Here is an 18231-nt window from a genome sequence, read left to right as displayed (position 1 = left end):
GTTCGATTAACGTACACGGGAGCGGGAGAAATGACGTTCTACCGGCAGGTCGGGCAGGTTCCGCCGAAACGGCACACGCAGTTCCGGAAACCGGACGGTGGGCTGTACTACGAGGAGCTGATGGGGGAGGAGGGGTTCTCGTCTGACTCGTCGCTGCTGTACCACGCCGGCGTACCGTCCGCGATCGTGGACTCGCAGGTGTGGGACCTGCCCGACCTGGCCACCGTCCCGAACCATCCGCTCACGCCCCGGCACCTGAAACTGCACGACCTGTTCGCCGAGACCTCGAAGTCGAACGCCGTCGAGGACCGCCGGCTCGTGCTCGGCAACGGTGACGTCCGGATCTCGTACGCCGTCGCCGAGCAGCCGTCGCCGTACTACCGCAACGCCATCGGGGACGAGTGTGTGTACGTCGAGAAGGGCTCGGCCACCGTTGAGACGGTGTTCGGCGTCCTTAACGCGGTCGAGGGCGACTACGTGATCATCCCGCGGGCGACTACGCACCGCTGGCTGCCCGGGCCGGACGGTGTGTACGCGTACTGCATCGAGGCGAACAGCCACATCGCCCCGCCGAAGCGCTACCTGTCCCGCTACGGGCAGTTCCTCGAGCACTCGCCGTACTGCGAACGCGATCTGCACGCGGCGGGCGAGCCGCTCGTCGTCGAGGACACGGATGTCGAGGTGCTGGTGAAGCATCGCGGCAGCGGCCCGGGCGGGATCGTCGGCAGCCGGATGACGTACGCGACGCACCCGTTCGACGTGGTCGGCTGGGACGGCTGCCTGTACCCGTACACGTTCAACGTGAGCGACTACGAGCCGATCACCGGGCGGATCCACCAGCCGCCACCGGTGCACCAGGTGTTCGAGGGCAACAACTTCGTGGTCTGCAACTTCGTGCCCCGCAAGGTCGACTACCACCCGCTGTCGGTGCCGGTGCCGTACTACCACTCCAACGTCGACTCCGACGAGGTGATGTTCTACTGCGGCGGCGACTACGAGGCCCGGAAGGGTTCGGGGATCGGCCTCGGCTCGATCTCGCTGCACCCTGGCGGGTACGCCCACGGGCCGCAGCCGTCCGCGATCGAGGCGTCGCTCGGCGCGGAGCGGTTCGAGGAGCTCGCGGTGATGGTCGACACCTTCCGTCCGCTCGAGCTGGGCGAGGGCGGTACGGCCGTGGACGACGGCGTCTACGCGTGGAGCTGGGCCGGCCGGCGTAAGTCCTGAGACCCGTGTCGGCGGCGGCCCGCCGGGATGGGAGTGTTGGGGCATGAGCGAGCACCGGGAGGATGCGCAGGCCTTCGTCGTCGGCATCGATCGGGAGGCGGTGCGGGAACGGCGTGCGCTGGTCCGGAAGGTGCAGCGCCGCGGTGCCTGGGTGACGCTGGCGATCGGTGCCGTCGGCATCCTTGCCGCGCTGGTCGCGCTGATCGCCTTCCGTGGATCGGGGCTGTGGCCGTTCGCGCTGCTGTTGATCGTGGCCATGATCCCGCTGGTGCTGAGCACGGTCCTCGCGCTCCGGCTGATCGCCGAACGGCAACGCTGGTACGCCGCCAACGACGTGCAGCCGATCGCGATGCGGATGACTCCGCGCGCGCTCGAGCTGGCCTGCGAAGGAGCGTCGTACCCGGTCGTCCTGCCGTGGGCGACGGTGCGCGGCTTCCGTCAGGAGAAACTGTTCGGGCAGTACACGCTCGAGCTCGACCTGGCGCCGGGCGTGGGCGCCACCACAGCCGGCGTCCGCGGGCTGGACCAGCCGTCAGTGCGGACCGTGGTCAAACCGAACCCGCTGCTCCGACCGACCGGCCTGTTCCTGGTCAAGGCCCTCGATCAGCCGGTCCACGTCATCGACCAGGCCCTCCAGCACTTCTCCGGCGGCACCACCAGAGTCAACCGCTCCAACTAGCAGGGCAGGGAGCGGTAGGTGTAGCCCTGCTTGGTGAGTTTGGTCAGCGCCTGGTCCAGGGCGGCGACGGTTTCGGAGCGGTTGCCGCCGCCGTCGTGCATGAGGATGACGGCGCCCGGCCGCGCACCGGCCAGCAGTGCGTGCTCGATCTTTGCGACGCCTGGCTTGGTCCAGTCCTTGGTGTCGACGTCCCACAGCACCTGGCGCTGGTGCACCGCCGCCGCGGTCGCCTCGATCTTGGCGTTCGTCGCGCCGGTCGGCGGGCGCAGGCACTTCGACTTCACCCCGGACGTGATCTCCTGCCGCATCTTCGCGTCCGGCAGCAGGGTCAGGGTCTTGTGGTCCCAGGTGTGGTTGCCGACGTGGTGACCGGCCGCGCGTTCGAGCGTGACCAGCTCGGGAAACTGCGCGACCTGGATGCCGAGCACGAAGAAGGTCGCCTTCGCGTTGTGCTTGCGCAGTACCTGCAGGACCTTCGGCGTCCACTCGGGCTGCGGGCCGTCGTCGAAGGTCAGGTAGAGCACCTTGCCGTGACCGGTCAGGTTCCAGTCGTCCGCCGGAGCCGTGGTCCGCTGCTGCTCCCGCGACTGGTGCTTCTTCGGCCCGGGCTGGCTCGGCGGAGGCGTCGGCCGCGCCTTGACCGGGACGTTCAGCGGTGCGTGCGCGGCCGTCTGGACGGCAGGCGCGGCACTGGTCACCGATTGGTCGGACGGTTTGGCGGCTTGGGCGAGGACGGCACCGCAGAGGAGGGCGGCGACCAACGGCAGGAGCTTGCCGGGCGGCTTGGTCATGTCCGGCATCTTCTCGTGCCGTCAGGTTCAGCCCGAAATCGGGTCGCGGCGTGTCGCCGTATCGTGTGCCCCGGGCCGGAGACCCCGGCGACGGCGAGACTGCCAGCAGACACGGCGACAGGTGAGGCGGACGATGACGGACAGCGGCGAGCGGACGACGATGACGAGGCGAACGGTGATCGGAGGCGCCGCGGCGCTGGCGGCGGCCGGGTTCCAGGCGGTACCGGCGTACGCGGGTCACGATCCCAAGACGGTCCGGCTGACCGTGATGGGCACCACCGACCTGCACGGCAACGTCTTCAACTGGGACTATTTCAAGAACGCCGAGTACGACGACGCCGCGCACAACGACATCGGCCTGGCCAAGATCTCCACCCTGGTCACCGCGGTCCGGGACCGGGTCGCCGCCGAGCGCCGGGCGCCGCGCCCGCTGCTGCTGGACGCCGGCGACACCATCCAGGGCACTCCGCTGGCGTACTACTTCGCCAAGATCGAGCCCATCACCGGCGGGCACACCCACCCGATGGCCGCCGCGATGAACGAGATCGGGTACGACGCCGCCGCGCTGGGCAATCACGAGTTCAACTACGGCCTCGACATCCTGCGCAAGTTCCAGCGGCAACTGAGCTTCCCGCTGCTCGGCGCGAACGCCCAGGACTGGTCCACGGGGCTGCCGGTGTTCCCGCCGTACGCGCTCAAGCGGGTGCACGTGCCGGGCGAGAAGCCGATCACTGTCGGCATCCTCGGCCTGACGAACCCGGGCATCGCGATCTGGGACAAGGCGAACGTCGAGAACAAGGTCAAGTTCGGCGGCATCGTCGAGCTGGCGAAGATCTGGGTGCCGCGCGTCCGCAAGGCCGGCGCCGACGTGGTGATCGTGTCCGCGCACTCCGGCATGGACCTGTCCTCGTCGTACGGCGACGCCCTGCCGGTGCCGGAGAACGCGTCGGCCCTGATGGCCGAGACGGTCCCGGGCATCGACGCCGTACTGGTCGGCCACGCGCATCTGGAGATCCCCGAGCGGCTGGTGACCAACAAGACGACCGGCGAGCAGGTCGTGCTGAGCGAGCCGCTCAAGTGGGGCATGCGACTGTCGCTGTTCGACCTGGACCTGCAGAAGGTGCGCGGCCGCTGGAAGGTCGTCGGCCGGCACAGCCAGGTGCTGAACGCCAACACCGTCGACGCCGACCCGGAGGTGGTCGCCGTACTGCAGAAGGACCACGACAAGGTCATCGAGTACGTCAACTCGAAGATCGGCACCTGCACGGCGGCGATGTCCGCGGCGACCGCGCCGTGGGAGGACACCGCCGCGCTCGATTTCGTGAACTTCATCCAGGCCGACGCGGTGTCGAAGGCGCTCGTCGGTACGCCGCAGGCCGACCTGCCGGTGCTGGCCATCGCGGCACCGTTCAACCGGGAAGCAGCCATCCCGGCCGGTGACGTGTCGGTGCGGGACCTGGCCGGGCTCTACATCTTCGACAACACGCTCCTCGCGGTGACGATGACCGGTGCGCAGATCCAGGCCTACCTCGAGTTCTCCGCGCAGTACTTCAAGCAGGTGACCGGCGCCGGGCCGTTCCCGTCCGACCAGGTCACCAACGCGCCGACCCCGACCGCGCCGGGCGGGACGCCGGACTACAACTACGACGTGATGGGCGGCCTGACGAAGCCGCTCACGTACAAGATCGACATCGCGAAGCCGGTCGGTTCCCGGATCACCGACCTCGCGTACGACGGGACCGCGGTGGCCGCCGATCAGCAGTTCGTTGTCGCGGTCAACAACTACCGGCAGTCCGGTGGCGGCAACTTCCCGCACGTCTCGACCGCGCCGGTCGTCTACAACCGCCAGGTCGAGATCCGCCAGCTGATGATCGACTACGTGACCTCGACCGGCACCGTCGACCCCGCCACCTTCCACACCACCGACTGGTCGCTGACCTCGAACGGCGCCCCGATCGTGGTCACCGCCTGACGTCCGGTTTTCGGGGAACACGGTTGCAGGTACGCCGTCCGTGTGCACAAACTGCGGGGATGCGGACTCTGCTGAGGGCGGTCGCCGAGCCCAGGGCGACGCGGGCGGCGTACTGGAACGAGGTCGTGGCCGGGTGTCTCGGCGGGCTGGATCTGCGGCTGGACGACGGACCGGACGACCGGGACGAGCTGTTGATCGGGACGGTCGGTCCGCTCCAGGTGGCCGTGTCCCGATCCGGCCCGGGCGAGGCGACCCGGACCGCGGCGCACGCGCGCAGGGAGGACCCCGGGCGCTACGCGTTGTTCGTGCAGGCCGAGGGCCTCACGGTCAGTGAGCAGGACGGTCGTGTTGCCCGCTTCGCCCCGGGGGACATCGGGATCTGCGATCTCTCCCGGCCGCTGCACTGCGCGTACTCCGAGCGCCGGGCGGTCATGCTCTCCTATCCCAAGGCCCTGAGCCCGCTGCCGGAACACCGGGTGGCGGACCTGACCGGCGTCGGCATCCCAGGCTCGGACGGTACGGCGGCGCTGGTCTCCGGCCTGGTCCGGCAGCTGCCGGAGCACCTCGACGCCGACGATGGCGCAAGCGGAGCGCGGATCGGCACCGCCATTCTCGACCTGGTGAACGTCGGCCTGGCAGCCCGGCTGGACCAAGAGCGCACACTGCCTGTCGAGACCCGCACGCGTGCCCTCCTGCATCGATGCCGTGGCTTCATTGAGAGCCATCTGGCGGACACGGCTCTCACGCCGGCCGCGGTCGCCGCCGCCCACCACATCTCGCTGCGCTACCTGCACCGGTTGTTCGAGCCGACCGGTGAGAGCGTCGCCGCGCTGATCCGGTCGCGGCGGCTGGACCGGTGCCGGCGCGACCTGCTCGATCCCAGCCTGCAGGACCGGCCCGTCGCGGCGATCGGCGCGCGCTGGGGGCTGACCAGTCCGGCCCACTTCAACCGGGTCTTCAAGCTGCAGTTCGGGCTGCCGCCGGCCGAGTATCGCACCGTCCACGGTGCGTGGGACGGCAATCGCCTGGCACTGTAGGGCAACGACCGCCCGGCCCGGATGCGCCGACGCTGGGCGCATGAAGATCGCAATGCTTGCCCACGGCACCCGCGGAGACATCCAGCCCGCTCTGGCGATCGGATCGGTGCTGCGCGACCGCGGCCACTCGGTCCAGCTGTGCGTGAACGCCGACCTGGCTGAGTGGGCGGCCCGCTCAGGACTGGCGGTGACGTCGACCGACCTCGACGTCGGTCGGTTCCTGAACTCCGAGGAGGCCCGCGAGATCCTTGCCCACGGCAAGATCTCCACGCTGGTACGACGGGTCACCGCCGACGAGCGCAGGGCCGACGCGTCCATCGCCAACGCTGCCGTCGAGGTGGCGCACGGCGCCGATCTGATGCTGTCGACCCTCGGGATGGCGTTGCGTGGTGCCGCCCTGCACGAGGTGACGGGGCGGCCGGCGGCCAGCCTGTTGTGCGCGCCGATGACGCCGACCGCGGAGTGGGCCAGTCTGGCCGGTCCGGTGCGCGACTTCCGCGTCGGCCGGGTGAACCGTCTCACCTTCGCGGCGTTCGACAACCTGCTCTGGCGGCAGACCAAACCGAGCATCGACAGGCTCTGCCGGCAGTTGGGCGTCGCGCCGATCGACCGGCGGCTACGGATCGGAGAGCTGCCGGCTCTGCACGCCTACAGTCCCAGATTGGTCCCACGTCCATCCGATTGGGGCCCAGGGCAACATCTGGTCGGACCTGCGCTCGCCTCGGGAACCCTGCGATCGGCGCTGGGCGAGGCGGAGCTGCCTGCCGACCTGCGCGGGTGGCTGGCCGCTGGCGAACCTCCGGTGTACTTCGGCTTCGGCAGCATGCCGGTGCCGAAGCCGCGGCAGTTGCTGGACGACATCATGGCGATCTCCGAGCAACTCGGCGTACGAGGCTTAGTTGCTGCTGGATGGACCGACTACGGCGTCGATTCCGCTGAGCTGCCGGATCACGTGTTCCTCACCGGGTCGGACCTGAACCATGACGAGATTCTCCCGCGATGTGTGGCGGCGGTCCACCACGGCGGCTCGGGTACCACCGCCGCCGTGACGCGCGCGGGCATTCCGTCGGTCGTCGTCAGCGTCTTCCTCGACCAGCCCTTCTGGGGTTGGCGTTTGAGCAGCCTGGGCCTCGGCGTGAGCCTCCCCTTCCGTTCGCTGAATCGCTCCCGCCTGGCCAGTTGCCTCACCCAGGTTCTCGATCCGACGTACGCCGCCAGATCCCGTGCGTACGGCGATCTCCTGCGAACCGAGAATGGCCCCGAACAAGCAGCCGACGTCGTCGAGCAGGAGCTGTCCGGCGATCATGCGGGCTGATCGGTGGGGAGGGTGCCGGGTGGACCGAGGACGACGTCACCGAGCTCGGTGGTGACAGCCATGAACAGGTCCAGGTCCATCTCGGTGTCGGGCGTCGCGAGGCGGGCCGGAGTGGCGGAGCGCGCGATCAGCTCGGCGAATCCGGCCGGCGTGGAGATGTGGAGGGCGTGGCAGCCCATCGGTCCACTACGGATCGCGTGCGGGACGTTCATCGGGATCCGGAGGAAGTCACCCGACCGGAGCTCGACGAAGTCGTCACCCGCCCACACGCTCAGGCCACCCGACACCACCCACAACCGCTCCTCGTACCGGGTGTGCAGGTGCAGCGGCGTCATCTCGCCGGCCGGCTGCCAGGTGTTGCTGAGATCGTGCCTCCCGCCCGTCTCCTCTCCGGTGGTGAGAATGGTTGCCCGGAGCCCTTGCCCGAGCACGTAGCTGCGCTCACCGATGTCGGTCATCCGTCCTGCCTCTCTCGCTGCGGTGTCTTCCGCGACCGTAGGTGCGCCGTACCCCGGCCGGTCAACGAGCGGCGGCCGACTGTGCGCGCGGTGTCAATTCCGGTGCGCTGCCGGACCACACGTGAGAGATTCTGGACTGCACCTGTAAGTCCACGCCCCGGCCGGACAGAGACCGGGTATGACGCAACTGCAGACGACGGCCCGTCCGGGGTCAGGGCAGGGCCGACTCGCCATCGTCGTCCACGACGCGGGCCTGGCCTAAGACCTCGGAATGACCCCTGTCCCGACCACAGACTGACGTCCGGCTGATCAGGAACCCCTTCGACGGTCACCGGTGTCCGGGTGAACGGCGTACGCACGCTGCCCGAGCTCCGAGGTCTTGACCTCGGCAAAGGCTAAGTGATTTAGTCAGTTTGTGACTTACTCAGCAGCCGAGGTGCCGCCCAGTCTGTCCGATCGACTGACGGAGTCGATCCTGCAGATCATCTGGGAGCGTCGTCTGAGCCCTGGCGACCCGATTCCGTCCGCGCGTGAGCTGGCGAAGAAGTTCGCGATCACGACGCCGACGGTGCGCGAGGCGCTGCGGAAGCTGGAGGCGACCGGTGCGGTGGAGTTCCGGCACGGGTCCGGGACGTACGTCGGCCCGACGATCAACAACCTGATCCTCGCCAACCCGCACCGTCCGCCGATCACCAAGGAGTCGGTCCTGCAGCTGATCAGCGCCCGGCTGGTGATCGAGCCGGCGATCGCCTGGGAGTCCGCGCTCGCCGCCCGGCCGGAGAACGTCGAGCGGCTCGAGGCTGCTGTCACCAACGCCCTCGTCCCACCGGGCGGCCCGGCGTTCGCGCTGAACTTCCACGTCGAGCTGGCCGCCGCGGCCGGCAACCCGCTGCTCGCCGAGGTGCTGACCTCGCTGCTGAAGGTCAGGGTGCGCGAGCAACAGCAGATCCGGCAGCTGTACGACAACCGTCAGCGCGATCACGAGGAGCACCGCGCGATCGCCGACGCGGTCCGGAAGCATGACGCGGAGGCGGCGCAGGAGCTGACCCGGCAGCATCTCGCCAACATCCGCACGGCGGTCCGAGCCGCGCCGGAGCTGTCATGACCGGCGGCTTTCCGGAAGAAAAGCGTCACCAGGCGGCGAGAAGTTTCCGAAGACTGGCAGAGTTGACGACCGACGAGGCGGCCGAAGCGGTACGCCGTTCTCCGCTCGTCATCATCCCGGTCGGAGCGCAGGAGCAGCACGGCGGCGGCATGGCGATGGCCACCGACACCGTGCGGGCCGTCGGCGTCGCGGATCGGGTGGCCGAACGGCTGGCCGGTCGCGCCGTGATCGCCCCGGTCGTTCCGTACGGCATTTCGCCGCACCACATGGCCTTTGCCGGGACCGTGTCGTTGTCCCCGGCAACCTTCATGCAGGTGCTGCGGGATGTGATCGCGAGTCTGCAGGACCACGGCTGGCGGCAGTTTCTCGTCATCACCGGCCACGGCGGGAACAATGCTGCACTGTCTGTCCTGGCACAGGAGTACGTCCGCCAGGACCTCACCTTCGCGTGGACACCGATCACCTCCGTGGTGTCCGACCTGATCGTCGATGTCAGCGAGGTCCACGGTCACTCCGGTGAAGCCGAGACCGCGCAGATGCTGTACCTCGCCCCCGACCTCGTCCAGGCCGACCGCCTGGAGCCTGGTGCCACCACGCTCGACGAGTTGACCACCCCGGCCCGGCTGTCCCGGCAGGCGCACGGACCGCGTCTGTCCGTCGGGTTCGACGTGTACCACAAGCGTGGCGTGCTGGGAGATCCCCGTCGCGCCACTGCCGAGGACGGCCGTCTCCTGGTCGAGACGGCCGCCGACCGCATAGCCGCCTTCGCCGACGAACTGCTCTCGGCCTGACCCCAAAGACCCCCGCTCACTGGACCCCGGCTCAGGTGGTCCAGGCGCGAGCCTGCCCGCTCGCCTGCCCGAGGAGGCACCCCTGATGAACCTTTCACGCCCCAAAACGCTCGGCGCGCTCCTGATCGCCGCCGGCCTGCTGACGATCGGGTTGCCATCGGCAACTGCCGCCACAGACTCCCGGAGTACCGGTTGCGGCAAGCAAGCAGTCTCCACCGGCGACTACGAGGTCGTCAGCGGTGGACTCACCCGGACGTACCGCCTGCATGTCCCGGCGAAGTACAACTCCAGCAAGGCGTCTCCGTTGATCGTCGTCTACCACGGCCGCGGCAAGACCGGCGCGCAGACGGAGGCCTTCTCCGACCTGTCCAAGCTCGACGCGATCGTTGCCTACCCCAACGGTGTGATCGGTGACGAGGACAAGCAGGCCTGGCAAGGCGCGCCGTACTCGGCCCAGGGCGTCGACGACGTCAAGTTCACCGCCGACCTGCTGGACAAGCTGGAAGGCGAGCTCTGCGTCGACACCGACGCCGTCTACGCGACCGGCAAGTCGAACGGCGCCGGCTTCACCGGCATCCTGGCCTGCCAGATGGCCGACCGGATCGCCGCGATCGCTCCGGTCTCCGGCGCCTTCTACATCGAGGGCAAGCGCTGCGCGCCCAGCCGCCCGGTTCCGGTGCTCGACATCCACGGCACCGGCGACACCACGATCCCGTACGGCGGCGACGGCCAGCGCGACCTGCCGAGCGTTCAGACCTGGGTTCGTGACTGGTCCGTTCGCGACCACTGCGACCAGGACCCGCGGATGTCCCAGCAGGGCGACGACGTACTGAAGTTCACCCACAAGGGATGCAAGGCCGATGTCGTCCACGTCGCCGTCACGGATGGCGGGCACTCCTGGCCGGGGTCGGACTCGACCTCGGGACCGGGCTACGTCACCCAGACGTTCGAGGCGCACGAGCTGATCGGCGCCTTCTTCACGACGCACAAGCTGAGGCACTGACATGAGTACGACGACCGACACAAGGGAGCAGTTGCCACGCCTGGTCCGGGCGATGGCGGTGATCGAGCGGGCCGGGAACGCGCTGCCGCATCCGTTCTGGTTGTTCTGGATCCTGTCCGGGATCCTCGCGGTGGTGAGCGCGATCCTGGCCGGGTTCGACATCTCGGTGGTGTCGCCGAAGGACGGCAAGACCGTTGCGGTGCAGAACCTGCTGTCCGGCGACGGCCTGCAGATGGCGGTGTCGACGGCGATCTCGAACTTCGCCGAGTTCCCGCCGATGGCGACCATCGTGGTAGTGATCATGGGCGTCGCGCTGGCCGAGCGGACCGGGTTCCTGCAGGCGCTGATGCGGGTCAGCGTGTCCCGGGTGCCGCAGTCGATGGTGGTGTTCGCGGTGGCGTTCGCCGGCACGATGGCGCACGTGGCGTCGGCCGCGGCGTACATCATCCTGGTGCCGCTCGGCGGACTCGCGTTCCGCGCGGTCGGCCGGTCGCCGATCCTCGGCATCGTGGTGGCGTACACCGCGATCGCCTCCGGGTACGACGCCAGCCCGATCCCCACCCCGAACGACGCGATCTTCGCCGGCATCACCACGGCGGCGGCAAAGACAGTGGACCCGAACGCCTACATTTCGCCGCTGTCGAACTGGTTCTTCAACATCGCATCCTCCGTCCTGCTGGCGTTGGTGATCACGCTGGTCACCCGGCTGGTACTGAGCAAGCGGACCGATCTCGAGGCCGACCCGGATGCGCCTGGTGACGATCCGGACCAGCTCAAGGTGTCCGTTGCCGAACGCACCGGTCTGCGCCGGGCCGGGATCGTCTTCCTGCTCGCGGCCGTCGCGATCGTCGCCGTACTGGTGCCGCACGACTCACCACTCCGAGGTGAGAACGGAAGCATCGTCGAGTCGCCGTTCCTGGACGGGATCGCGATGGTCGTCGCCGTGCTGTTCGGCATCGTCGGCATCACGTACGGCGTGACGGTGAAGGCGATCGAGCGGGCGGCCGACGTACCGAAACTGATGGCCGAGGGCATCAAACAGATGGCGCCGGTACTGGTGCTGTTCTTCGCGATCGCGCAGTTCCTGGCGTACTTCGACTGGAGCAACATCGGCGATCTGCTGTCCGCGGAGTCGGCGCGGGTGCTCGGTGATCTCGGCGCACCGAAGGTGGTGATCTTCCTCGGCATCCTGGTGCTGCTGACGGTGATCAACGTGCTGGTGACGAGCGGATCGGCGATGTGGTCGCTGACCGCGCCGATCCTGGTGCCGATGATGCTGCTGCTGAGTGTGCCGGCCGAGACCACGCAGGCGCTGTTCCGGATCGCCGACTCGGGATCGACCGCGATCACACCGATGAGCCCGTACTTCGTGATGGCGCTCGGGTTCCTGCAGCGGTACCGCAAGGACGCCGGCGTCGGCACGCTGGCGTCGTACACGGTGCCGCTGGCGATCGCGATGACGGTCGCCTGGACCCTGCTGTTCCTGGCCTGGTGGGCGCTCGGGATCCCGCTCGGTCCGGGGGCCCCGGTCAGGTGACGTTGACGCCGGCGGTGCGGAGATCGGTCAAGGCCTGCTGCGTGCTACCCGGCGCCACGCCCGCGGTCAGGGTGGTGAGAACCGTCGTACCGAAGCCCTCTTTGCGGGCGTCGAGCGCGGTCGCCCGGACGCAGTAGTCGGTCGCGATCCCGCAGACGTCGACGTCGGTCACGCCCTTGGTCCGAAGCCAGTCGGCGAGTGCGTGGCCGCCCTCGTGGGACTTCCCCTCGAAGCCCGAGTAGGCGGCCGCGTACTCGCCCTTGTCGAAGATCGCGTCGAACGGCTGGGGGTCGAGGTTCGGATGGAAGCTCACGCCATCGGTGCCGGCCACACAGTGCCGCGGCCAGGAGTGGACGAAGTCGGGGTCGTCGGAGAAGTGGTCGCCCGGGTCGATGTGGTGGTCCCGGGTGGCCACGACGTATGCGTACTGACGGTCCCTCGGCTCGGCCTCGTGCCACTTGTGCAGCAGTTCGCCGATCCGGAACGCGACATCGGCTCCACCGCTCACGGCCAGGCTCCCGCCCTCGCAGAAGTCGTTCTGCACATCCACCACGATCAGTGCCCGGGCCATCGCGACGCTCCTTTTCCAGGTGTCCCTGAGGCCACGGTACAAGCGTGAACGCCGCTCGGTGCCCAGCGCGCGCCGCGCCGCGCTACTCCGGCAGCAGCGAACCGCCCGTGACACGCAGGATCTCGCCCTGGATCGCCCGGGTCCGCGGCGACGTGAGGAACACGATCGCGTCGGCCAGGTCAGTGGTCTCGGGCAGCCGCCGGGCGCTGAACCTGCTGGCGAACTGATCCACCGCGGGCTTCGGCAGGGCCCGGTGCCGGCCGTTCTCCAAGGTGATGCCGGGCATCACGACGTTGACCAGGACACCGTCCTGACCGAGATCGTGCTGCAGGCTCGCGACCAGTCCGTGCAGCCCTGCCTTCGCGGCGCTGTACGGCCAGGCGCCGGCCATACCCCGCTCGGCCAGGTCCGTGGAGATCAGCACCAGCCGCCCGTGCTCCGACCGGCGCAAGGCCGGTGCGACCTGCTGCACGAGGTGGAAGTTCCCCTCGAGATTCGCCCGCATGACCGGGATCCACCAGTCGGGCTTGGCATCCTCGACCTTCGTCGGCCGATCGTGAAACCCCGCGCTGCCCCAGTCGACTGCGTTCCCCACGACCGCATCCAGCCCACCCCACTGCCCGACCGTCGCCTCGACTGCAGCCGCGATCGTCTCCGGCTCGCTCAGATCCATCGGTACGACGTACGCCGTACCGCCGGCCGCCTCGATCTCCTCCGCGACCCCTTCCGCAGCGTCCTTCCGCGAGTTGTAGGTGATCGCAACCCGCGCCCCCTCCCGCCCGTACGCCACCGCGGTCGCCCGCCCGATCCCCGAAGACCCACCGGTCACCAACACCGCCGCGTCGTTCAGCCCCAGTTCCATGACCCGCTCCTCCTGCAATAGTTAGTCGGCTAATCACAAAACTTAGCCAACTAACTATCCACGCGCAAGCCGCCGTTCGGCGGAGGCGCTGTCAGGGTGGCCTGAGCTGACAGTTATCGTGTCGTGGCAGAAAGTCACGGGCCCGGAGAGGCTCGCCGGTTTCAGGGGGCTGAGGGCGTCGATGAAGAAGGCAGTTCTGGCAGTTGTCGCGGGTGCGGCTGTGGTCGCCGCGGCACTGGTTCCGTCGGGGCCGCCGGTTGCGGCGGCGATGTCGGGGTTCGGGTCGGCCGTGTCCGCGGTCGGGAAGGTGACGTGGCAGACCAACGACAGCGTGAACGCGCTCGCCGTTGCGGGTGACACGGTGTACGCCGGGGGTCTGTTCACCCGGATCCGGCAGCCCGGCAAGGTGGAAGGGCAGGGGGAAGCGGCCCGCACCTACCTGGCCGCCTTCGATCGGACCACCGGTACGCCGACCGTCTTCGCGCCGAAGCTCAACGGCGCGGTCTGGAGCATCGCCAGCTCCCTGGATGGCAAGTGGGTCGTGGTCGGCGGTGACTTCACCACCGTCGACGGCGTGGCCAGACAGCACATCGCGATGTTCAGCGTTGCCACCGGCAAGCTGGTGGCCGGCTGGGATCCGGCGGTGAGCTACCGGGTCGCGGCGCTGGCGATCCAGGGCACCTCCGTCTACCTGGGTGGCTCGTTCCAGCGGGTCGACAAAGCGGTGCGCAACCGGGTGGCAGCGGTCGCGCTGAGCACCGGCGCGCTGCTGCCGTGGGATCCGGACGCGGACAACGACGTGTACGCGCTCAAGTCGTCCGACGACGGCACCCGCATCTTCGTGGGCGGTGGCTTCAGCGAGCTGAACGGCGATCACCACTGGGCCCTGGCGATGGTGAACCCGACGACCGGTGCCGTCTTCGACATGCCCGCCGCGGATGCCATCCCCGAACCGTCGCCGGACTGCATGAGCCGGGTCAGGGACATCGACACGGCCGATGGCCGAGTCTTCGTCGCCAACGCCGGCAGCGGGATCGGCTGCTACGACGGCGTCCTGGCTGCCGACGAGACGACCGGCAAGCTGCTGTGGCAGAGCCAGTGCCTGGGTGCGACCGAGGCGATCAAGGTCATCGGCAACTGGCTCTACAAGGGCTCGCACGCGCACGACTGCAGCAAGGACGGTGGCTTCCCGGACAAGACCGGCATGCACCACCTGCTGGTGGAGAGCGTGATCAACGGCAAGCTCGGCCCCTGGTACCCGAACACCGACGCGGGCGGCGAGACCCTGGTCGGACCGCTGGCCTTCGCGTCCGGCGGCAACGACCTGTGGGTCGGCGGTGACTTCACCACGGTGAACGGCAAGCCGCAGCAGGGCCTCACGCGGTTCGACAACGCACCCGGCGGTGCCAAGCCGGCCGTGCCCGCGGCGCCGAAGGTCGCCAGCACCCGAGCCAACCAGAGTTCCGTCAGCTTCACGACAGTGGTCGATGCAGACAACATCGCGCTGAGCTACGTCCTGTACCGCGGCACGACGAAGGTCGCCAGCTGGTCGCGCAGCTCGTACTCCTGGACCCAGCCGACCGTGCAGACCTTCACCGACACCGCGGTGCGCAGCGGCCAGACCGTCAGCTACCACGTCGAGGTCGGCGACGGCCGCAACCTGAGCAAGAGTGCGGCCGTGGCGGTAAAAATCCGCTGACCTGCGCGGCGGGCTCGGGGTAGGCTCGGCGCGACCTCGAGGAGTTGGGACATGGTCGGCAGATCTCGCACGCGTTGACCTCAGCCGTCATCGCGTGCTGCTTCCACCGAGCGGCACAGCGAGCCTTCGCCTGCCCGGGTGTCGCCGTACCCGGGTGTCTCAAGGGACTCCTTCTCGTGCCGCTGTCTTTCCGTGCGCCCACGCTGTGGGCCGATCGTGACTTCCTCCGGCTCTGGCTCGGCCAGTCCGCCTCACAGTTCGGCGCCTTCGCCAGTCAGGTGACGCTGCCGCTGGTGGCGGTGACCTCGCTCGGGGCGAGCGCCGCGCATCTCGGCGCGCTCCGGGCCGTGCAACAGGTGCCGATCCTGCTGATCTCGCTGTTCGTCGGCGTCCTGGTCGACCGCTGGCGATCCCGCGCCGTGATGGTGTACGCCGACCTCGGCCGCGCGCTCGCCCTCGCGGCGGTCCCGCTCGGCTGGATGCTGGGGATGCCGTTCCTGTACGTCGTGGCGTTCGCCGTCGGCGTGTTCACGGTCTGCTTCGACGTGGCGTTACAGGCGTCGTTCCCGCGGCTGGTCGACCGCGATCAGCTTGCTCAGGGCAACAGCATGCTGGAGACCACCCGATCGGCCGCGCAGATCTGCGGACCGGCCCTCGGCGGTGGGCTGGCCTCGTTGCTCACCGCCCCGATCGCCGTGCTGGCCAGCGCCGCCTTCTTCGTGGTCTCCAGCCTGTCGATCGGACGCATCCGTGGTCTGACGAGCACACCCTCGGCCGATCGAGTTCGTCTCGGCCGGCAGATCAGGGAAGGTCTTCGGATCGTCATCCGCGACGGTTCGCTGCGGGCGGTGGCGATTGCGACCTGCATCTACCAGTTCTCCTTCACGGCGCTGACTACCGTCTACCTGCTCTTCCTGGCGCGCACCCTCGAGCTGCCGAGTGCCGTCGTGGGTCTGGTTCTCGCCGCGTTCGGACCGGGCGTCCTGATCGGCTCACTCCTGTCCGGATGGCTGCCCAGGTGGTTCGGCTACGGCCGGGTCGTGGTGTTCGCCGCCCTCATCTCCGATGTCGTCATGCTGTGCACCTCCGGTCTGCACGGCTCCGGACCGGCGACCGTCGCCGCCCTGATCGCGATCAACGTCCTGTACGGCGTCTTCAGTCAGACCGTCGATGTCGCCGTGACGGCGATCCGCCAGGCCATCACCCCGCTGCCGATCCAGGGCCGGGTCGTCGCCACGATCAACTTCCTCGGCATGGGCCTGACGCCACTAGGCGCGCTGCTGGGCGGTGCCGTGGCCGGCGCCTTCGGCATCCGGATCGCGCTTCTGCTCGCGACCGCGGGCATGTTCCTCTCGCCGTTGGCCCTGAGCCTGTCTCCACTGGCTCGGCTGGGGACTAGCCTGGCGCGATGAAGCGGATCTTGGTGACCGGAGTGTCCGGCGTCGGGAAGTCCACCGTCGTGGCGCGCCTGGCCGAGCTGGGTCACCACGCCGTGGATCTCGATTCGCCGGAGTGGTCGGAATGGGTCGACAGCGCGGACGGTTCCGGACCGACTCCGTCGCAGTCGGGCAAGGACTGGCAGTGGCGGGAGGACCGGGTCCGGAAGCTGCTGGCGGACGACAGTGACGGCGTACTGTTCGTCAGTGGGTGTGCGGCGAACATGGGTATCTTCCGCGACCGCTTCACCGGTGTCGTCCTGCTCAGCATTCCAGCGGAACTGATGGCCGAACGGCTCACCCACCGGACGACGAACGCGTACGGAAAGGATCCGGCGGAACTCGCCCGCAGCCTCGATTTCAAGGACTCGGTAGAACCGTTGCTGCGAGCAACAGCCGACCTGGAGCTGGACGGCACCGAACCGCTCGCGCAACTCGTCAGCCGGATCGAGCGTTTCGCCGCCGACCTCTGAGCTGCGCCGCCGCGTCGAGCGCGGCGAGTCGGTCGCGAAGCCCGGCCGAGTGGACCGGCAGGAACTCTCCGGCCATGGCGAGGGCCTGCCGCAGGTCATCGGCGCTCCGCTCGGGCTCCCCGGTCGCCGCCGCGTGATCGGCCAGGCTTTCCAGCCGTGCATCAGGTACTGGTGGTGCTTGTCGGCCATCGCGGCGTGCAGGACCTCGTTGAACAGGCCGGCACCCTCGTCCAGGTCGCCGTTCGCCAGCAAGCTGTCACCCAGGCTGAGCCGTCCTTGCCACGGGATCTGCAGCGGCCCCAGCAGCTCGATCCGTAGCGGAACGTTCACCCACCGCAGTCTGCCTTGCGACAGGAGCACCCAGCAATCGATTGTCTCATCGGCTGATCGGGCGCCGGCGGACCGCGTGATGCTCGTCTCGGATGCCGCTCGCGGTGAGATTTTGCCGGGTTGTTGGTCGCGATCGTGGTTGGCTGGCGGGTGATGGACGAGATGACGGTGAGCGCGTGACCGGCCCAGAGCACCTGGCGGTGGTGGCCGCGGGACTCGGGGCGGGGGTGCTCACCTCGACGGTCGGAGTCGCTTCCCTGATTAGCTTCCCGGTCCTGATCGCGCTCGGGATCCCGCCGGTTGTCGCCAACGCGTCGAACACGGTCGGACTGCTGCCGGGTGCGCTGAGCGGATCGTTCGGCTATCGCCGCGAGCTCCGCGAGGTGCCGCGACCGCACACGATCGCCGTCGTCCTGACCTGCGCGATCGGGGCGATCGGGGGTGCCGCGCTGCTGCTGGCGTTGCCGGCGGAGGTGTTCGCAGCGGCGGCGCCGTGGCTGATCCTCTTCACCTGCTTGATCGTCGGCGTACAGCCGTGGATCTCGACCTGGCTGCGATCGCGGCACGAGCAGCCGGCCGGGGAGCGGACGAGGATGTCGCCGGCGACCACCTTCTTCGCCGCGCTGACCGGCGTGTACGGCGGGTACTTCGGTGCCGGCGCCGGCGTGATGATGATGGCGGTGCTCGGCCTGGGCCTCGACCTGGAACTGCGGATCGTCAATGCCCTCAAGACCCTGGCCCTGCTGGCCGCGAACCTTGTTGCCAGCGTGATCTTCGTCTTCGTCGCCGACCTCAACCTGACCGCCGCCGCCCTCCTGGCCGCAGGCTCTGTTGTCGGTGGGTACGTCGGCTCACACATCGGCCGCCGCCTCCCGAGCGGACTGCTGCGTGCTTTGATCGTGCTGGCCGGAATCACTGCCGCGGTCCTGATGCTGCGCTGACAACGGA

18 protein-coding genes are annotated in these 18231 nt (G+C 68.9%); 14 read left to right on the top strand and 4 right to left on the bottom strand.

Features of this window, described 5'->3' with window-relative positions:
* Window positions 1–30: 30 nt before the first annotated feature.
* The gene (locus tag E0H75_RS32490) at window positions 31–1224 is read left to right on the top strand and encodes a homogentisate 1,2-dioxygenase (protein ID WP_131517517.1); all 1194 of its coding nucleotides are present in this window, start codon (window positions 31–33) and stop codon (window positions 1222–1224) included.
* A 43-nt stretch (window positions 1225–1267) separates the two neighbouring features.
* Window positions 1268–1903: an SdpI family protein gene (locus E0H75_RS32485; protein WP_131517516.1), complete on the top strand. Its 636-nt coding sequence runs from the start codon at window positions 1268–1270 to the stop codon at window positions 1901–1903.
* Here E0H75_RS32485 and E0H75_RS32480 read toward each other — a convergent pair.
* The gene (locus tag E0H75_RS32480) at window positions 1900–2694 is read right to left on the bottom strand and encodes a polysaccharide deacetylase family protein (RefSeq protein ID WP_202873286.1); all 795 of its coding nucleotides are present in this window, start codon (window positions 2692–2694) and stop codon (window positions 1900–1902) included. The genes E0H75_RS32485 and E0H75_RS32480 overlap by 4 nt on opposite strands.
* A 133-nt stretch (window positions 2695–2827) precedes the next feature.
* Between E0H75_RS32480 and E0H75_RS32475 the strand changes: the two genes are divergently transcribed.
* From E0H75_RS32475 to E0H75_RS32465, 3 genes are read left to right on the top strand one after another with little or no spacing between them, the layout of a single operon-like run.
* Entirely contained in the window at window positions 2828–4666 is a 1839-nt protein-coding gene (locus E0H75_RS32475) for a bifunctional metallophosphatase/5'-nucleotidase (protein WP_131517515.1), read from the top strand.
* A 59-nt stretch (window positions 4667–4725) separates the two neighbouring features.
* On the top strand, window positions 4726–5703 hold the full coding sequence (locus E0H75_RS32470) for a helix-turn-helix domain-containing protein (protein ID WP_131517514.1): 978 nt from the start codon (window positions 4726–4728) through the stop codon (window positions 5701–5703).
* Between the two features lie 40 nt (window positions 5704–5743).
* Window positions 5744–7018, top strand: coding sequence for a glycosyltransferase (locus E0H75_RS32465; protein WP_131517513.1), 1275 nt, complete (start codon window positions 5744–5746; stop codon window positions 7016–7018).
* Here the strand turns inward: E0H75_RS32465 and E0H75_RS32460 are convergent.
* The gene (locus E0H75_RS32460) at window positions 7006–7476 is read right to left on the bottom strand and encodes a cupin domain-containing protein (protein ID WP_131517512.1); all 471 of its coding nucleotides are present in this window, start codon (window positions 7474–7476) and stop codon (window positions 7006–7008) included. The genes E0H75_RS32465 and E0H75_RS32460 overlap by 13 nt on opposite strands.
* 415 nt (window positions 7477–7891) lie before the next feature.
* Here E0H75_RS32460 and E0H75_RS32455 point away from each other — a divergent pair, with 415 nt between their 5' ends.
* The 4 genes from E0H75_RS32455 to E0H75_RS32440 all read left to right on the top strand — a co-directional run bounded on the left by E0H75_RS32455 (window position 7892) and on the right by E0H75_RS32440 (window position 11912).
* Window positions 7892–8581: a FadR/GntR family transcriptional regulator gene (locus E0H75_RS32455; protein ID WP_238163387.1), complete on the top strand. Its 690-nt coding sequence runs from the start codon at window positions 7892–7894 to the stop codon at window positions 8579–8581.
* A 62-nt stretch (window positions 8582–8643) separates the two neighbouring features.
* On the top strand, window positions 8644–9372 hold the full coding sequence (locus E0H75_RS32450; protein WP_238163386.1) for a creatininase family protein: 729 nt from the start codon (window positions 8644–8646) through the stop codon (window positions 9370–9372).
* 85 nt (window positions 9373–9457) lie between these two features.
* Complete coding sequence (locus tag E0H75_RS32445) at window positions 9458–10375, top strand: CE1 family esterase (RefSeq protein ID WP_131517510.1); 918 nt, start codon at window positions 9458–9460, stop codon at window positions 10373–10375.
* Between the two features lies 1 nt (window position 10376).
* Complete coding sequence (locus tag E0H75_RS32440; protein WP_131517509.1) at window positions 10377–11912, top strand: AbgT family transporter; 1536 nt, start codon at window positions 10377–10379, stop codon at window positions 11910–11912.
* Here the strand turns inward: E0H75_RS32440 and E0H75_RS32435 are convergent.
* Both E0H75_RS32435 and E0H75_RS32430 read right to left on the bottom strand, forming a co-directional pair.
* Window positions 11905–12483, bottom strand: a complete 579-nt coding sequence (locus tag E0H75_RS32435) for a nicotinamidase (protein ID WP_131517508.1) — start codon at window positions 12481–12483, stop codon at window positions 11905–11907. The genes E0H75_RS32440 and E0H75_RS32435 overlap by 8 nt on opposite strands.
* An 82-nt stretch (window positions 12484–12565) precedes the next feature.
* Window positions 12566–13345 (bottom strand): SDR family NAD(P)-dependent oxidoreductase, encoded by a 780-nt coding sequence (locus tag E0H75_RS32430; protein WP_131517507.1) that lies wholly within the window; start codon window positions 13343–13345, stop codon window positions 12566–12568.
* Between the two features lie 181 nt (window positions 13346–13526).
* Between E0H75_RS32430 and E0H75_RS32425 the strand changes: the two genes are divergently transcribed.
* The 5 genes from E0H75_RS32425 (at window position 13527) to E0H75_RS32410 (ending at window position 18224) form a co-directional block, all read left to right on the top strand.
* Window positions 13527–15044 (top strand): WD40 repeat domain-containing protein, encoded by a 1518-nt coding sequence (locus E0H75_RS32425; protein ID WP_131517506.1) that lies wholly within the window; start codon window positions 13527–13529, stop codon window positions 15042–15044.
* Between the two features lie 176 nt (window positions 15045–15220).
* On the top strand, window positions 15221–16456 hold the full coding sequence (locus tag E0H75_RS32420; RefSeq protein WP_238163385.1) for an MFS transporter: 1236 nt from the start codon (window positions 15221–15223) through the stop codon (window positions 16454–16456).
* Window positions 16453–16953 (top strand): AAA family ATPase, encoded by a 501-nt coding sequence (locus tag E0H75_RS32415; protein WP_131517505.1) that lies wholly within the window; start codon window positions 16453–16455, stop codon window positions 16951–16953. Before E0H75_RS32420 ends, E0H75_RS32415 begins: the two co-directional genes overlap by 4 nt.
* A 156-nt stretch (window positions 16954–17109) precedes the next feature.
* Window positions 17110–17271 (top strand): hypothetical protein, encoded by a 162-nt coding sequence (locus E0H75_RS43275; RefSeq protein WP_165554181.1) that lies wholly within the window; start codon window positions 17110–17112, stop codon window positions 17269–17271.
* A 188-nt stretch (window positions 17272–17459) separates the two neighbouring features.
* Entirely contained in the window at window positions 17460–18224 is a 765-nt protein-coding gene (locus E0H75_RS32410) for a sulfite exporter TauE/SafE family protein (RefSeq protein WP_131517504.1), read from the top strand.
* Window positions 18225–18231: the final 7 nt, after the last annotated feature.

Source organism: Kribbella capetownensis, from assembly GCF_004331485.1.
Classification (GTDB): Bacteria; Actinomycetota; Actinomycetes; order Propionibacteriales; family Kribbellaceae; genus Kribbella; species Kribbella capetownensis.
Note: the sequence above shows the minus strand (reverse complement) of the source record. Positions and strands in the feature narration are given on the sequence as shown.

Coding starts and splice junctions, on each gene's coding strand:
- E0H75_RS32490 (WP_131517517.1), top strand. CDS start 31: ATGACGTTCTACCGGCAGGTCGGGCAGGTTCCGCCGAAACGGCACACG.
- E0H75_RS32485 (WP_131517516.1), top strand. CDS start 1,268: ATGAGCGAGCACCGGGAGGATGCGCAGGCCTTCGTCGTCGGCATCGAT.
- E0H75_RS32480 (WP_202873286.1), bottom strand. CDS start 2,694: ATGACCAAGCCGCCCGGCAAGCTCCTGCCGTTGGTCGCCGCCCTCCTC.
- E0H75_RS32475 (WP_131517515.1), top strand. CDS start 2,828: ATGACGGACAGCGGCGAGCGGACGACGATGACGAGGCGAACGGTGATC.
- E0H75_RS32470 (WP_131517514.1), top strand. CDS start 4,726: ATGCGGACTCTGCTGAGGGCGGTCGCCGAGCCCAGGGCGACGCGGGCG.
- E0H75_RS32465 (WP_131517513.1), top strand. CDS start 5,744: ATGAAGATCGCAATGCTTGCCCACGGCACCCGCGGAGACATCCAGCCC.
- E0H75_RS32460 (WP_131517512.1), bottom strand. CDS start 7,476: ATGACCGACATCGGTGAGCGCAGCTACGTGCTCGGGCAAGGGCTCCGG.
- E0H75_RS32445 (WP_131517510.1), top strand. CDS start 9,458: ATGAACCTTTCACGCCCCAAAACGCTCGGCGCGCTCCTGATCGCCGCC.
- E0H75_RS32440 (WP_131517509.1), top strand. CDS start 10,377: ATGAGTACGACGACCGACACAAGGGAGCAGTTGCCACGCCTGGTCCGG.
- E0H75_RS32435 (WP_131517508.1), bottom strand. CDS start 12,483: ATGGCCCGGGCACTGATCGTGGTGGATGTGCAGAACGACTTCTGCGAG.
- E0H75_RS32430 (WP_131517507.1), bottom strand. CDS start 13,345: ATGGAACTGGGGCTGAACGACGCGGCGGTGTTGGTGACCGGTGGGTCT.
- E0H75_RS32425 (WP_131517506.1), top strand. CDS start 13,527: ATGAAGAAGGCAGTTCTGGCAGTTGTCGCGGGTGCGGCTGTGGTCGCC.
- E0H75_RS32415 (WP_131517505.1), top strand. CDS start 16,453: ATGAAGCGGATCTTGGTGACCGGAGTGTCCGGCGTCGGGAAGTCCACC.